At 60.3% G+C, this 14,378-nt stretch carries 8 protein-coding genes and 2 pseudogenes; 5 read left to right on the top strand and 5 right to left on the bottom strand.

Annotated features, from left to right (window positions below; genetic code table 11):
- Positions 1-52: 52 nt before the first annotated feature.
- Together KHO18_RS00505 and KHO18_RS00510 are read right to left on the bottom strand one after the other, a co-directional pair.
- Positions 53-1,120, bottom strand: a complete 1,068-nt coding sequence (locus KHO18_RS00505; RefSeq protein WP_144202158.1) for an alpha/beta fold hydrolase — start codon at positions 1,118-1,120, stop codon at positions 53-55.
- 658 nt (positions 1,121-1,778) lie between these two features.
- Positions 1,779-2,033, bottom strand: coding sequence for a hypothetical protein (locus tag KHO18_RS00510; RefSeq protein ID WP_211942577.1), 255 nt, complete (start codon positions 2,031-2,033; stop codon positions 1,779-1,781).
- Between the two features lie 415 nt (positions 2,034-2,448).
- On the opposite strand from KHO18_RS00510, the gene KHO18_RS00515 reads away from it, so the two are divergent.
- Together KHO18_RS00515 and KHO18_RS28340 are read left to right on the top strand one after the other, a co-directional pair.
- Positions 2,449-3,168 (top strand): Crp/Fnr family transcriptional regulator, encoded by a 720-nt coding sequence (locus KHO18_RS00515; RefSeq protein ID WP_211942578.1) that lies wholly within the window; start codon positions 2,449-2,451, stop codon positions 3,166-3,168.
- Positions 3,169-3,397: 229 nt separating this feature from the next.
- Positions 3,398-5,113, top strand: a complete 1,716-nt coding sequence (locus tag KHO18_RS28340) for an ISNCY family transposase (RefSeq protein WP_244844391.1) — start codon at positions 3,398-3,400, stop codon at positions 5,111-5,113.
- Between the two features lie 2 nt (positions 5,114-5,115).
- Here KHO18_RS28340 and KHO18_RS00525 read toward each other — a convergent pair whose 3' ends face one another.
- Positions 5,116-6,276 (bottom strand): IS30 family transposase, encoded by a 1,161-nt coding sequence (locus KHO18_RS00525; protein ID WP_211942579.1) that lies wholly within the window; start codon positions 6,274-6,276, stop codon positions 5,116-5,118.
- 214 nt (positions 6,277-6,490) lie between these two features.
- A pseudogene (locus tag KHO18_RS00530) lies at positions 6,491-7,059 on the bottom strand (tyrosine-type recombinase/integrase).
- A gap of 191 nt (positions 7,060-7,250) precedes the next feature.
- Between KHO18_RS00530 and KHO18_RS00535 the strand changes: the two are divergent.
- Positions 7,251-8,054 (top strand): hypothetical protein, encoded by an 804-nt coding sequence (locus KHO18_RS00535; protein WP_244844392.1) that lies wholly within the window; start codon positions 7,251-7,253, stop codon positions 8,052-8,054.
- A gap of 59 nt (positions 8,055-8,113) precedes the next feature.
- The gene (locus KHO18_RS00540) at positions 8,114-9,523 is read left to right on the top strand and encodes a DUF1254 domain-containing protein (protein ID WP_244844393.1); all 1,410 of its coding nucleotides are present in this window, start codon (positions 8,114-8,116) and stop codon (positions 9,521-9,523) included.
- 254 nt (positions 9,524-9,777) lie between these two features.
- On the opposite strand, the gene KHO18_RS00545 is transcribed toward KHO18_RS00540, so the two are convergent.
- Positions 9,778-12,780, bottom strand: coding sequence for an autotransporter outer membrane beta-barrel domain-containing protein (locus tag KHO18_RS00545; RefSeq protein WP_211942581.1), 3,003 nt, complete (start codon positions 12,778-12,780; stop codon positions 9,778-9,780).
- A gap of 150 nt (positions 12,781-12,930) precedes the next feature.
- Between KHO18_RS00545 and KHO18_RS28705 the strand changes: the two are divergent.
- A pseudogene (locus tag KHO18_RS28705) lies at positions 12,931-13,890 on the top strand (response regulator); the annotation flags it as partial.
- Between the last annotated feature and the right edge of the window lie 488 nt (positions 13,891-14,378).

Genomic DNA, 14,378 nt, shown 5'->3' on the forward strand with positions numbered 1-14,378 from the left:
CGCATCAACTCCGCATTCTCCCGGCCAGAGGCGGGGCAGCGAGCGAAGGACGTCACGGGGTTGTGCGGGCGTCCTCGGCCACTTCATCCCCGGCGTCGTCAGGCGAGGAAGATGGTCCCGCCTGCGCAAGCCGCAACGAGCCCGGGCCACGCGACATGGACTCGACCGCTTGGGCAATGTCTCCCGGCACCGCGTGATGAACCATGTGACCCGCCCCTGGCGCGATCACGAGCGTGCTGCGAGGCAGCTCATCATGCAGGCGGGACGCATGCGCCTTGACGTCAACGATCTTGTCCCCCGCGCCTGCGAGGATGGTTACCGGCATCTCCATGCTGGCGTAGCGATCTCGAAACCTTTTCGCCGCTGGGGTCATGGTCGCGGCATCTTCTGCCGCGGCTTTGATCTGTGACGGCCTGAGCAGCATTTCACGCGGTACCACTTCGAAGAAGTTGGGTGGCATAGGCGCGGGTGCAAACATCTTGCGCACCGCCTGCTTCAGGAACAAGCGGCCGGCGAGCGGCGCTACCGTGTAGCGCATGGCATCACCGACCACTGGGATGGCCGCCGGCGCGGCCAAGGGGCCTTCGGCCAGGGCAGTGGGGTAGTAGTAGCCGCCTATCAGCACCAGGCCGCGCACTGCTGTGGGGAAATCGAGCGCCATGCCGAGCGCTACAAGCGCGCCCCACGAATGCCCGACTACCACGGGTGGGTCCGCACCCAGCTTCGCCAGGGCCGCGGTCATCAGCGCGGCCTGCGCCTCTGGCGTCCACTGGCGGTCGCGGGGGCGGTCACTGTGACCAAAGCCGGGGCGGTCGAACACAATCACCCGATGGTGCCGCGCCAACACCTCCAGTAATCCGCTGGCGATGAAGTCCTCTAGCTGGAATACGTTTCCATGGAGCAAGAGGACGGGTGGGCCAGCACCCTTCTCGACGTAGTGCAGGCGCACGCCATCCACCTCGACAAACTGCCCGAGCGGAGGATTGTCGTGTTGCGCCTTGCGAGCTTGCCTTCGCACCCATAGTGCGGTTGCCCCTCCGGCCAGCGCCATCCCTATTCCGGCAAGGGCACCGGCGGTGCCAACTGAAGTTTGACTTGACTTATTCTTGAAAGAAGACATGAATTCCTCGCATGGGCGCGGCGCATTGAACTACTCGGATTTCGTGTGCAAGCTCGGCGCCAGTAGGTCGCCGGCGGGGCGGCTCAGTTGCGCGAGCCGCTCGTGAAGATCCTCTGCAGGTTCCATCATATTTTCCGCTGGAGCTTGACCAGACGGGCGTTCCATCGAATCGTGGTGAGGCCCCCGTTAAATTGGACGGAGACAATCCATTTCAGCTAGAAGCAGAAGCGATGCATCAAGAAGGCCCAGGCGCACCAATTCGGCCGCCTCGCCTCAGCAAGCGTTTTGGCAAACAGAGAACGGGAAGGGCCGCGCATGCAATGACGAAGGGCGGGTATCGCATGCAGGGGAGGGGCGGGGGCGTCTGGAAGAGTTCGGGAAATCCGGGAACAGCGGTGCAGGACGTTTCACCTCGTAAGAATAGGTGTTATAGGTTTCCCAACCTAGAGCCCTTACAAATCAGTGACACACGGGGCCCCTAGGGGGCGGTTAGCCTGTCGAGGAAGCCCTGCAGCTCGTTGTTTCGCTGGTCGCTGTCGAGCGATCATTGGAATGAACTGTGTCTGGCACTGCGCTACGTGCGCAGCGATATCCGGCTCGGCCTTTACAAGCATGTCAGGGGCGCCTGGGCCGGGCGCCCACTCACGGAAAGATTGGCCTACTCCCTGGATATTTCCCCCACGCGTTCGCCATTGCCAAGAATCATCAGCGCATCGTCGTCGAATTCTGCGGGTTCCAAGATCTCCAGCTTGGGAACTTTAGGGAACAGAACTGGCACTAGATCACTAACGATTTTGTATGACTCGAAGGGCCCAAAGCGATAGACGGCTTTCCCTTCTATTTCTACGAAGTACCAGCCACCGACAAGATCGGGGAAAACGATCACACTGTGGCCATCACTCTTAGCTTGCATTACATCCTCCATGCCACGGTTTGCGATGGACCCTCCGCAGTCCGGTGGGATGGGGGCGGAACTTCTGAACAGCTATCCCTCGTACTAGGGTCACATCTGGCCCGACTATCGACGGATGCCGGCGATCTGTCGGTACGCTAGCGTGCTATCAGCGGAGAAGTGCCGTCCGCAGGGCGTCGAACCTGGCATTTATTCCGTTGTGCGCAAGCCGTTCTGACGGGACGGAGATAGTGCGAAGGTGATGCCGCGAGCGCGACTTGTACTGCAATCGTTACGGCACTTGCCTGGTCGGTCCGCCGATCTATATTTTAAAAGCAAGTGATCTTGTGTCGCCTTGTGGGCGGTTCAATATCCTGGGCACAGATCGATGTCAGACGTCACCGTTTTCAACCTTTCTGGCCGGGGAGGTGCAGTCATGAGCATCATGCAGGATCCGAAATCGAACCATCTTCTCGCCGCACTCCCCGCGGCGGACCGGGAGCGCCTCGCACCGTACCTAATGTTGGTGGAGTTGCCATTAGGCCACGTCGTGTACGAGTCGGGTGATCAACTACGCTCTGTCTATTTCCCAACCAATGCGATCATTTCTCTGCTGTATGTGATGGAAGACGGAGCGTCTGCCGAGATCGCAATCGTTGGCAACGAGGGTGTGGTCGGCATCGCGATTTTTATGGGCGGGGAAACAACCCCGAGCCGCGCCATTGTGCAAAGCGCGGGGTACGCATACGGCTTGAGCGCAGCGATCCTTAAGCAGGAATTCGTACGGGGCGGGTCGTTCCAGCATCTGTTGCTCCGATATACGCAAGCACTCATCACACAAATGGCGCAGACAGCGGTCTGCAATCGCCATCATTCCATCGACCAGCAATTGTGCCGATGGCTGCTGCTAAGTATTGACCGCCTGCCCTCAAACGACCTGACGATGACGCAGGAACTCATTGCCAACATGCTCGGGGTGCGGCGCTCCGGCGTCACCGAGGCCGCTCTAAAGCTCCAGGCCGCGGGGCTGATTCGCTACAGCCATGGGCATATTGCGGTACTCGACCGGGCGGGGTTGGAGCAGCGCGTATGTGAGTGTTACGCGGTCGTGAAGCGAGAGTTCGAACGGCTGTTGCCAGACATATTGAAGATCTGAGGGCAAAGCGTGCGTCCTACCGCAGGAAAGATAGAAGCTAGACAGGACTGACTGTTGATCGGATGGTTTGGGGGCAACAAAGTGCAGCCTATATTTAACATAAGATAGATTATGTGGACAGTTCATGTTGGCCATTATTAGTAATGTCACCTTTGCGATGAATAGAGATGTCACCTGAGGCTGTCTCCCCGTAGGCTCCGAAGTTCGCCGGGCGCTTCGGGAGGCAGCGATGCACGGACAGGGATTGGTGACCATGAGCATGCGCGAGGTGGACCGCATGAAGGTGATCCAGGCGGTGGCCGACGGCCATTTGGCGCGCTGGCGGGCTGCCGAACGTCTGGGCCTCAGCTGCAGGCATGTCAGGCGGCTGGTTCTGCGGCTTCTGGAAGACGGACCCACCGGCCTGGTTTCGCGCAAACGCGGGCGTTCCAGCAACCGGCAACTGCCTCCGGGCGTGGAATCCCGTGTCCGTGGCCTGATCCGCGACAGCTACGCCGACTTCGGCCCCACACTGGCCTGCGAGAAGCTGCGCGAGCGCCATGGCATCGAGATCTCGCCGGCATGCGTGCGCCGGATCATGATTGACGCCGGCTTCTGGGTGCCAAGGAAGCTGCGCCCGCCCAAGGTCCACCAGCCGCGCAACCGCCGGGCCTGCCTGGGCGAGCTGGTGCAGATCGACGGCAGCGATCACGCGTGGTTCGAGGACCGCGCGCCGGCGTGCACGCTGCTGGTGTTTGTTGACGACGCCACGGGCCGCCTGATGCAATTGCTGTTCGTGCCGACCGAATCGACGCTGGCGTACTTCATGGCGACACGGGCCTATGTCGGGTGCCACGGCAAGCCGATGGCCTTTTATTCCGACAAGGCCGGGATCTTCCGTTCGAACCGGCCGCCATCGCCCGAGGAACGCGGTTATACGCAGTTTGGGCGGGCGCTGTTCGAGCTGAACATCGACATCCTGTGCGCCAACACGAGCCAGGCCAAGGGCCGCGTGGAACGGATGAATGGCACGCTGCAGGACCGGTTGGTCAAGGAATTGCGGCTGCGGGAGATTTCCAGCATGGAAGCCGCCAACGCCTACGCGCCGGCCTTCATGGCGGACTTCAACGCGCGCTTCGGCAAGGTGCCGCGCAGCGACTTTGACGCCCATCGATCGCTGCGTGGCGACGAAGACCTGGAACGGATCTTCAGCTGGCGCGAGTGGCGCAAGGTCTCGCAGAGTCTGACGCTGCAGTACGGCCAGGCCAAGGGCCGTGTGGAACGGATGAATGGCACGCTGCAGGACCGCTTGGTGAAGGAGCTGCGCCTGCGCGGGATCCGCACGATGGACGCAGCCAACGCCTATGCCCCGGCCTTCATGGCCGATTTCAATACCCGCTTCGCCAGGGTGCCACGCAGCGACTTCGACGCACACCGGCCGCTGCGCGGCGACGAGGACCTGGCGCGGATCTTCAGCTGGCGGGAGTGGCGCAAGGTCTCACAGAGTCTGACGCTGCAGTACGCCAAGGTGCTATACCTGCTGGAGGATCTTCCGGAACACCGCCGCCTGATCCATCGCTACATCGAGGTGGCCGAGTATCCGGACGGGCGCATCGAGCTGTGGGCGGATGGCACTTCCCTGCCCTACACCACCTACGACCGGTTCCCGGAGGTCGACCAGGGCGCCATCGTTGAGAACAAGCGCTTGGGTCACGCACTGGCCATTGCGGCCGAGGTGCAGTCGCTGCGCGACAACCGCCGTTTCGGCGCGCCCTCCCGCACCTTCCACGGCGAGCCCCCGCGGCCCGCAACGGTACCGCTGAACGTCAAGCGACAGCGGCTGGTGAATTGGCTCGATCTGGAGCGGGCGATGCAACATCACCCTCTTTCCCCCGCATTGAACGACGATTCAGCAGAGGGGGTCCTCCGAAGCCGCCCACCGCATAGTGGCGCCTTACGACTGTGAATTCAACCGGTCAACGCAACGGTCTGATGGAATCGTTCAGCGGGTGTGTCGAAGTTTAATGTCTTTCGCGGCCGTTCATTGAGTTGCCTCGCTATGCCGTTGAGCTTTGCCTGGGAATAGACGGAGAGATCAGTGCCCTTTGGGAGGTACTGCCTCAAGAGGCCATTTGTGTTCTCGTTGGAACCGCGTTGCCAGGGATGTTGAGGGTCGCAGAAGTAGACCTTGATGTCGGTCGAGACAGTGAAGCGCTTGTGATCGGCGAGTTCTTTGCCGCGATCCCACGTCAGGGATTTGTACAGTTCTTGTGGCAGCTTTCCAGCATGTTTGATCAGCGCGTTGACGACCGTCTCTGTGTCTTTGCTGGAGACCTTGAGCAGCATCACGAACCTCGTCTGACGCTCGACCAAGGTCACGATCTGGCTGTTGGCACTGCCGAAGAGCAAGTCTCCTTCCCAGTGGCCTGGTATCGCGCGGTCTTCAACGTTCGCAGGCCGCTCGCCTATTGAAACGGCATCACGGATTCTTCCTCGCTCGTCGGTCTTCGCCGAGTAATTCCGTGCGTGACGCATGATCCGGCACCGCCTCAGATGTGCAACCAACTCCTTCTTTAGGGCACCGCGGGCCTGGACATAGAGGCTACGGTAGATGGTCTCGTGTGACACCTGGTAGTCCTTGTTGACCGCATAGTCATGCTTGAGCCAGCCAGCAATCTGTTCCGGAGACCATCGCATCTTCAGTTTGGCCGCCACAACCTGTGCCAGCGTAGGATTTCTGACGAGCTTACAGGTCTTCGGACGGAGCGCGCGAACCCAGGCGCGCTCTTCGGCTTGACTTGCACGATAGCATTGGCTGCCGCCATTGCGCCGCAACTCCCGGCTAATCGTCGATGGGGCGCGTCCGAGCCGGCAGGCGATTGATCGCACCGACAGCCCCGCCACTACCGAGCGAGAGATTTCTTCCCGTTCGGCGAGGGTCAGGGCAAGCCTGGAACGGTGTCGCGGTGACGGTTGAATGCCGCCGGACTTCGCCAGGATCCCTTGTACTGATGAATGGTACCGATCAAACAGCCGGGCGATCTGGTGAAGCGTGTCCCCTTTTCGCCACCGCCCCCACATTAGTGCCTTCTGAGCCTCGGTGTAGTAAATCCGGCGCCTTTGTTTCATTTGCAGCACCTCCACTGCTTACGCAGCGTCTAGTGTTGCATCGACCCATTGAATCCACGACCCTTCTGGGTCATTGGGCTACCACCTCGTCAATGACAGATATTGGTCGGGATGCCGTCGCTGGGGCGTTTGCTAGCGGCGACAGCTTAGCGAGTCCCACAGGACCGCTTGCCGAGCGGATGGCAACCAAGTGCGTATCTGATTTCAACTGCCTTTATATCTGGTGTGTGGAAAACGATACATGACCCAGAAGCAACTGTGTGGCGCGCAAATTCTTGGTGCGGCGGTAGATCAATGCGACTTTGGTGCGTCGCATGTTGTGTGTGCCGTAAGCTGTATCGTCAAGGCCGATGGAGGCAACCCAGCCATGGGCTAATCGAGAATACTGCCTGGTGGACAGGTGCGGCGATGAAAGCAGTCTGCTGGGGAATAGGAAGTTCGTTGGCTTCAATCCTCGATCCTTGATCCAAGCTTCCACGCTCTCACGAGTCGGGGCGGTGATCTCGAACTGAACGGGTCGCTGAGTCTTCTGTTGCAGTACCGTCGCTCGCATGGCCACTTGGTTACCATGGCAGATGTCTTGCACGCGAAGACGAGTCAAGTCGCACGCTCGCAGCTTGCTATCAATTGCGAGATTAAACATAGCTAGATCGCGGATGTTTGCAGACATCTGCAGTCTCGTGCGAATAGCCCAGACCTCGCTGATTTTCAATGGCGGCTTTTGTCCGGTAAGCCCTTATTCCACGGCACACGATAGCGAACAGACGAATTCACTAATTCCATGACGATCTCCTTTCAGACGAAGGCTGCGCTTGGGGTCAAGTACACGTGGAAACGCCACAGCTCTCATATTTTTTTATATCGCCATCGAAAAATTTAACTTCTACGGCTGGTCCTGACGCGTCAAACTTAGTACTCCAATTTCAACTAACTTTGGTGGCGGGCGAGCTGCCGCCGAACAATTGGGGTTCGCGATGACGATTCGTCGTACGTTGGCGGGGGCCGCGTGTGCGGCTTTTTTAGCACTTGTCACGTGGGGCGGGCAGTGCAACGCACAGGTTTCTACCGAAGAGGCGAACGCGAGCAATAATCCGCTCAACCCCGCTCCGTCGCTCAATTTGCAAAATTACTACACGCCACGCTTGTTTGGGAGCGACGCCCATACCAATGACTTTCTGCTCCGGGGTACGCTGCCTATTCTTCCCCGCGGCTTAGTCGGGGTGCCGCAAATCCTGCGTGTAACCGCACCGTTGAGCACCCGCCCTCGATCGGATGGCACATACGATACGGGGCTTGGCGACATCAATCTGTTCGATATATTTCTGCTCAAGCAAACTGGCGTGCAAGTTGGCGTGGGACCGTTGCTGACCATGCCCACTGCCACGGATGCGAGCTTGGGGACCGGGAAATGGCAGGCGGGCGTCGCAGCGGTGATCGTCGATCCGACACCTGCCCGGTTGATTGGCGCATTGATCCAGTGGCAACATTCTTTCGCTGGGCAAAGCAGCCGACCTGCGGTGCAAGGCTTGACTGTCCAGCCATTTGGCATCTTTAACCTTCCAGGTGGTTGGTACATTCGGTCCACCGGCGTGTGGAGCTTCGACCTCCAACGTGGGAGTTATTACATCCCAATCGGCATGGGGGCAGGCAAGGCATGGAAAGAGGGGAAAACTATCTTCAACGCCTTTATCGAACCCCAGTACACGGTGGCACACGACGGCAATGGCGTTCCCCAGTGGACCGTGTTTGCAGGCCTGAACATGACATTCGGGAGGTAGGGCATGAGCTCGCCAGCTGACCACCCGTCCAATATGGAGCGCAGAACGTGATGACGAGAATGACAAAGATGGTGCTCGGCACCCTCATCCTGATACTGTCCTTGCATTCGTCGTGGGCCGCTCCGCCAGCCGCAAAGGGGCCGAATCGAGAGCTTGCAGAACGCATGATGGAGAGGCGTGCCGTTGAGGCGGTTCTCTGGGGCATGCCAGCGGTCAACTTCCAGTTGATGCTGGACGCATTCCAAAGGCTTGGCGGAGCGTCTAACCAGGTCGCGTACTGGTCCCGACCGCTAAATTGGAAGAACCAAACACTCACACCCAATCCGGATACGATCTATCTCATGCCGTTTTACGATGTACGGCAAGGGCCCATGGTTCTTGAAATTCCGCCGGCCGAGGATGGCTCAATCACCGGAAGTATCGACGATGCGTGGCAAAACGCGCTCGAGGACGTGGGTCCGGCCGGCGCGGACAAGGGCAACGGTGGCAAATACCTCATCATGCCACCCGATTACAAAGAGGCCGTTCCCGACGGCTACCGGCCCGTTCGGTCCGATACGTATCGTGGCTTTGCCATTCTTCGCTCGAATTTGCAATCGGGCAGCGATGCCGACATCGAGAAGGCAGTTACGTATGGAAAGCGCATCAAGTTCTACCCATTGTCTTCTGCCCACGAGCAGACCAAGTTCGTCGATGCCTATGATCAGGTCTTCGATTCAACCATCCCCTACGATGCGACATATTTCGACGCACTTGACCGCTTCGTGCAGGCCGAACCTTGGCTGACGCGCGATAAAGTGATGATCGACATCCTGACATCGATTGGCATTCGGCAAGGCAAGCGTTTCACCCCTGACGCGAAGGCGAATGCCATCCTTGCGTCGGCAGCGCGAGAAGCACGCGCGTACATTGATGTCCAATACGAGAAGGTCTTCATTCCGCCATTCAACGAAGGCACGCATTGGGCTTTGCCGGCGTCTTCCGAAGTTGCCGAAGGGATGCCGAACTTTTTTGCGAAGCCGGATAGTTATCCTATAGATGGGCGCGCTATTACGTACTCGATGGCCTACTTCAGCGCGAAGCGGATCGGAACAGGCCAGTTCTATCTGATGACTATCAAGGACAAGAATGGAAACAGGCTCGATGGCCGGAAATCCTATCGGCTGACCGTACCGGCAAACGCGCCGGTCAAACTCTATTGGTCAGCCACGGTCTACGATGGACGCACCCACGCGCTGATTCGCAAAATGCGCTGGGCGAGCCGCTCCTCTACGACCCCTGGCCTGCGTTCAAACGCTGATGGTTCTGTCGACATCTATTTCGGGCCGACTCCACCCGCGGGCAAGGAAATCAACTGGATTCCCACGAGCCGGGCCGGACGTTTCGAGGTGCTTTTCCGGCTGTATGGGCCTGAAAAACCGTTCTTCGACAAGACGTGGAAGTTACCGGATCTCGAAGTGGTCAATTAAGGGGCCCGTCCACTCGGCACAAGGATCAATGGCTCCTGTTGAGACGTCCACGACGGCCTGTGTATTGTAAGGTGGCGATGGAGCAGCGGCGGCGACTGTCCGACGCAGAGTCGGGTGTAGAGGTTAAATACGGCGGCGCCATGTGGAATCAGCCAGTTGTGATGGACCGCTATCGATCCCTTAGCGGACGATGGGGAGATCCGCACGGCTTACACCGGTACGAAGGCTCATGTCGGCCGGCGGTGCGCGTCGCGCTACCAGTTGTATTTGGCACCGATCGCCGCTTTGCCCCCTAGATAGCCGCCGGAACCCGTTTCGACGCCGGCGCTGCCCCATACCGACGTCCGCCGTGTGATATTCCCTTGGACGCCCGCTTTCACTTCGTAGCGGTTTGCCGGCAAGGCATCGCGCACCACATCGCTATTGAATTGCAGCGTCTGGGACCCGGGACCGTGCCACCAGTTGACATAGACTTGCGTGCGGCCGCTATCGCGAATCAGGAACGAGTATCCGCCCTCGAGCGAGCCGGTGAAGGTGTGGGAGCGATATGACTCGGATGGCAGGCCGTCACCCATCACCGTGTTGGTTTGCGTGCCCAGGAGCAGCCAGGTATCGACATAGGGACCGGAAAGGATGTCGGGACGGCCGTACCATGTGCCATAGATGCCGCCCTGATAACCGTCAACGGTGCCACGCGCGCCAATGGTGCCATTGTCGGTGCGGCTGGATGTACTGCCGTATAGGCCCATGACACCGAGGCGGATGCTGCCGTCTTTCCCATCGGCGAATCGCAGCACGTCGCTACCAGCGTGGACGATGTAGCCGGTATTGGCGCCGTGCAAGTCATTCGCCCCGTCGTGGTGGCTGGTGGCTCCCATCGCGCGCGCCCATGCCGACGAGTCGCCGGGATGGTCCGAGTCGGGGTCGCGCAGCCCCGGTGCTTGGCCCTGGCGTTCATGCAGGGTATGGACGGGCATTGTCGCGGCGGCCTGCCTGTTGCCGAGATAGGCGCCGACTTCGGGGCGGTAAGCGGGGGCGGCTGGGAGAGTGTCCGATACCGTGGGTAGGGTGGTGTCCTGCGGCGCACCAGGATTCAACGGGTCCTCCGGCACCGCCGGGTGTGTATCCACAGGCGTGGTGTTGCCGGCTTCTGTCCGAGAGATCAGGTACCAGTCCTCGGCGATGCCCCCATTGCCGCCACGCGCCAGTAGATAGTCGTAGGCGCCAACTGCCAACGAGCCAATGCCCTGCCGGTATCCGTCCGAAGCCGGGTCCAGATGAAATGCGCCATCGGCCGTGGTGGCGCCGTCGCGCGTTTCCACGACGCGGATGCCCTGGTTGGTCAATGCGCCACCGCCGCCCGCCGACTTCACGACAAGTCCGGTCTGACCCGTGCCGTCGCCGCCCTCCAGCACAAGCCTGTCGGTGGGAGAGTCGTCGTCGCCCATTACCGTACGGATCACGATGCGACCATCGTCGCCAGCGTAGCCGTCCCGAACGATCAGGGTGTTGCCAGGTATGCTGGTGGATGGGCCCGCCAAGATCACGATCCCGCCGTTGGTGGCGCCACCTGCCAGCGTCAAGGTGCCGGTGCCGCCGACACTGACGTTGTCCATCTGCACGGTCCCGCGGATGTCGGTGCCGCTTTCGGCGACCACGCTGGTGCTGCCCTCGCCGCGCAGGATGCCTCCTTCATCGACGTGAATCCGTCCGGCGAAGTCCAGCGAACTGCCGTGCGTCAGCGTCAGCGTTGCGGCGTCTGTGACGTGGAACTGGTTGTCGGCTGCAGTGTTGCCACGGAGGAAGGCGATTTGTCCATCGAACACGCTCTGTCCTGCGGCGGCACTAGCCCGCACGTTCACGGTGTCGTTGCCGGAAGCCATGTTGACTGTGGTGTCGCGCAGCGTCGCGTCCGCGATATTGAGGGTGTCATTGCCGGCCCCAAGGTCGATGGTCGTCCGCCCTGTCGTGCCCAGCACCGTTTGCTTGTTAAGGTCGATGGTGTCGTCGCCGGCGCCCATGCGTACGGCTGCCGCCGTGGCGGTTCCGACCGCATGCAATGTGGTGCCGTGTAGCGTAAGAATGTCGTTGCCGGCGCCCATATCGATGGAGGCGCCCTCGGTCAGGTCGATGCCCGGGCCGCTGGAGGGATCCGCATGCGCCACGAGGGTGTCGTTGCCGCTAAACATGTCGACGGTGCCTCCCAGTAGCCTAGCGCCGTCTGCGAGGATCATCGTGTCGTTGTACTGGCCGAAGGAAAAGTTGATGCCCGAGGCTGTCGAACCTTCTCGGAGTTCCACGAGGTCGTCGGGGTTGTCATGGGCGGAGCTGTCATTCTGGCTGCCCGTCAGGTGCGCGCTCCATTTGTCGCCCGTCTGCGTCTCGTACATCTTGACCATGTTGCCCTTTGCATGGCCGACGATACTGACACCGGGCAGCACGATAAACTGGTCCGCGCCCTTGCCCAGCTCGACATAGCCCACAGCCTGGCCGTTCTCGTCCGCATAGACGGTGTCATCGCCGTCACGGGTGGAGAAGTACCCGCCGTTGAAGATGATGTTCGAGAGATTGAAGCGATCGTGGGTGTACGGGTCGAGGCGGAACCCGCCCGAGGTGACCATCACATGGGCGTTCGTGCCGAGCAGGTAGTTCGATCCGTTATTGCTGTAGTTGCCGTTGTTGGTGAACATGATGTAGTTCTTGCCCCACGGCGTGCTGGAGGTACCGCGCAGGGCGACTTCGAGCGTGGCGTTGTCGCCGATGATGAGCTGGTAGGGGGGATTCTTTATGTTCGGGTTGTACAACAGGATATTGGCTGCGGATTTTGCGGGGTCTGACAGGATGTTGGGGGTGACGTCGCCACCGCCGCCGGTGATCTTGCCGGTCACGCCGTCGAGCACGATGATCCGGCCGGTATTGCGGTAGTAGCCCCCGGCGAAGTTCAGTTCGCCGCCGTTCTCGCGGAACACGTTGTCACCGCGAATCTGCGCAGCGAAGTTGCCGTAGGTGCCCGTAGCGTTGGGAACCCATGTCTTGTCTCCCTGCCCGCCCAGGTAGGTCTGATAGGTGCCGTTGTCGTAGTAATAGGTCCCAAGCTCCTGCCACGACGGCAGTGCGGCATGCGCCACCGGTGCTGCGGCAATCAGCATGGCACCCGTGAGCAACGACGTGGCCTTGCTATGCGACGTGGCGATTTCGCTGACGGCGACCCATGTGTTAAGGGCCGCATTCCAGACGGTATGGAAGATCTTGTTCATGGCTTCTCCCTCGATGCAGTGATTGGGAACACTGAAAGTATGGAAATCGCCGGAAGCCGCCAAAATAAGGGAACCACGATTTTCTTGTCAGGAAACCACTACACTCCCTTCACCACGCCGCGCGTGCCGGGTCACCTAACGGAGTGTCGAATGGGCCGCATTGTTATTGCTGATCCACATCCCCTGATACGGCAGGGCGCCCGTTTGCTGCTCGAGCGAGCGGGGCACGAGGTACTCGCGGAAACCGCCGATGGACTCGATGCCATCCGTCACGTTCGCCAGTTACAGGCAGAGATCCTCATCCTGGAGCTCCGTCTCCACCGCCTGAATGGCCTGGAGGTACTACGCCGCCTGCGGCATTACGCCAGCGCGGTACATAGCCTGGTTTACAGCGCGATCGACAGTGCGGCTTCCATTGCGCTGGCCACGGAAGCCGGCGCCGCCGGCTTTGTCAGCAAAGCCGGCGCGCCCGAAGAACTTGTCGCAGGCGTGCGGGCGCTCGGTTTGCGTCGAACTTACTTCCCGATGTCGGAATCTGCCGGCGCGGCGCCATCCCCGGAAGCCGAGCGTTTGCTCGCGTTGTCTCCTCGCGAACTGACCGTGATGCGCTACCTGGCGGAGGGCATGCGCATGACCGAGATCGCGGAACGGTTGCTGCTAAGCGATCGAACCATCGGTACCTACAAGACGCGGTTGATGAAGAAGCTGAACGTGCGCACACTGATCGAACTCGGCGAACTCGTGCGGCGCTATGAAACTGGTGAAGCGGCAGGACAGGTCAGTGGTGGCGACATGTCATCGTCAGGGGGAATGGAAATGCGCAGCGTGGTCGATGCGTTGCCGGTGCCTGCGACGCTGCGTGATAGCGCAGGACGTGTGCTCTATGCGAACGATCGGGCGCGTCTCGCGGCGGGAGAACATGCGGAACTGACGGGAACCTCGCTCGAGGAAGTGCTTGCCCAGTTCAGCAACGATGCGCGCCAGTCGGAACTTCTAACCCGGCGTTTCACGGAAGCGGTGAAGCACGATGCTGCATACGGTCTGGAGTGGGGAGGCATCCGCGACGACGGCAGAGTATTCCTTGCCCACCATTGGGGTGCTCCTGTCCACAACGCCGATGGCGAGAGGGTCGCCATGTTATGTGGAACCATCGATGTTACGCCGCGCGAAGCGTTGTTTGTCACGCTGCGCGACGAAGCCGCTCGGGCCACGGCATTCGACGCAGCGAGGCATACCCTTCTGCTTGATCATTACGGGGCGCTTTCGCGGACCGCTGACATATTGACAGAAATCTTCAACGTGGATGCAGCTGCAACGGCTGCGGTGCAAGCAGAAAGCGCAGGGGCGCTGTGGGCGAGGTTTCGTGAACAGCTCGACGATGCCCGGAAACTGCTGACCATGCAGAAAGAGGCGCCGGCCCTGTCGCAGGTGTGCCTGGACACGGAAACACAGGCGATTGTCAAGGATTGGCATGATCGGGGGAAGCCAAGCCCGGTGCTCGAGTGGCAGGCTGAAGGGGCGGTGCGCCTGCCGGTCTGGGTAAATCGCACGCTCTACAGAGAGCTGGTCCGAAGCGCCCTCAATACAGTCTCTATGCG

It is taken from the genome of Cupriavidus campinensis, assembly GCF_905397395.1.
GTDB classification, from domain to species: domain Bacteria; phylum Pseudomonadota; class Gammaproteobacteria; order Burkholderiales; family Burkholderiaceae; genus Cupriavidus; species Cupriavidus campinensis.

What these genes read in the sequence shown, in the direction of transcription:
- KHO18_RS00540 (WP_244844393.1), top strand. Translation starts at nt 8,114, where the DNA reads ATGACAAAGATGGTGCTCGGCACCCTCATCCTGATACTGTCCTTGCAT.
- KHO18_RS00505 (WP_144202158.1), bottom strand. Translation starts at nt 1,120, where the DNA reads ATGTCTTCTTTCAAGAATAAGTCAAGTCAAACTTCAGTTGGCACCGCC.
- KHO18_RS00545 (WP_211942581.1), bottom strand. Translation starts at nt 12,780, where the DNA reads ATGAACAAGATCTTCCATACCGTCTGGAATGCGGCCCTTAACACATGG.
- KHO18_RS00510 (WP_211942577.1), bottom strand. Translation starts at nt 2,033, where the DNA reads ATGCAAGCTAAGAGTGATGGCCACAGTGTGATCGTTTTCCCCGATCTT.
- KHO18_RS00525 (WP_211942579.1), bottom strand. Translation starts at nt 6,276, where the DNA reads ATGAAACAAAGGCGCCGGATTTACTACACCGAGGCTCAGAAGGCACTA.
- KHO18_RS00515 (WP_211942578.1), top strand. Translation starts at nt 2,449, where the DNA reads ATGAGCATCATGCAGGATCCGAAATCGAACCATCTTCTCGCCGCACTC.
- KHO18_RS28340 (WP_244844391.1), top strand. Translation starts at nt 3,398, where the DNA reads ATGCACGGACAGGGATTGGTGACCATGAGCATGCGCGAGGTGGACCGC.
- KHO18_RS00535 (WP_244844392.1), top strand. Translation starts at nt 7,251, where the DNA reads ATGACGATTCGTCGTACGTTGGCGGGGGCCGCGTGTGCGGCTTTTTTA.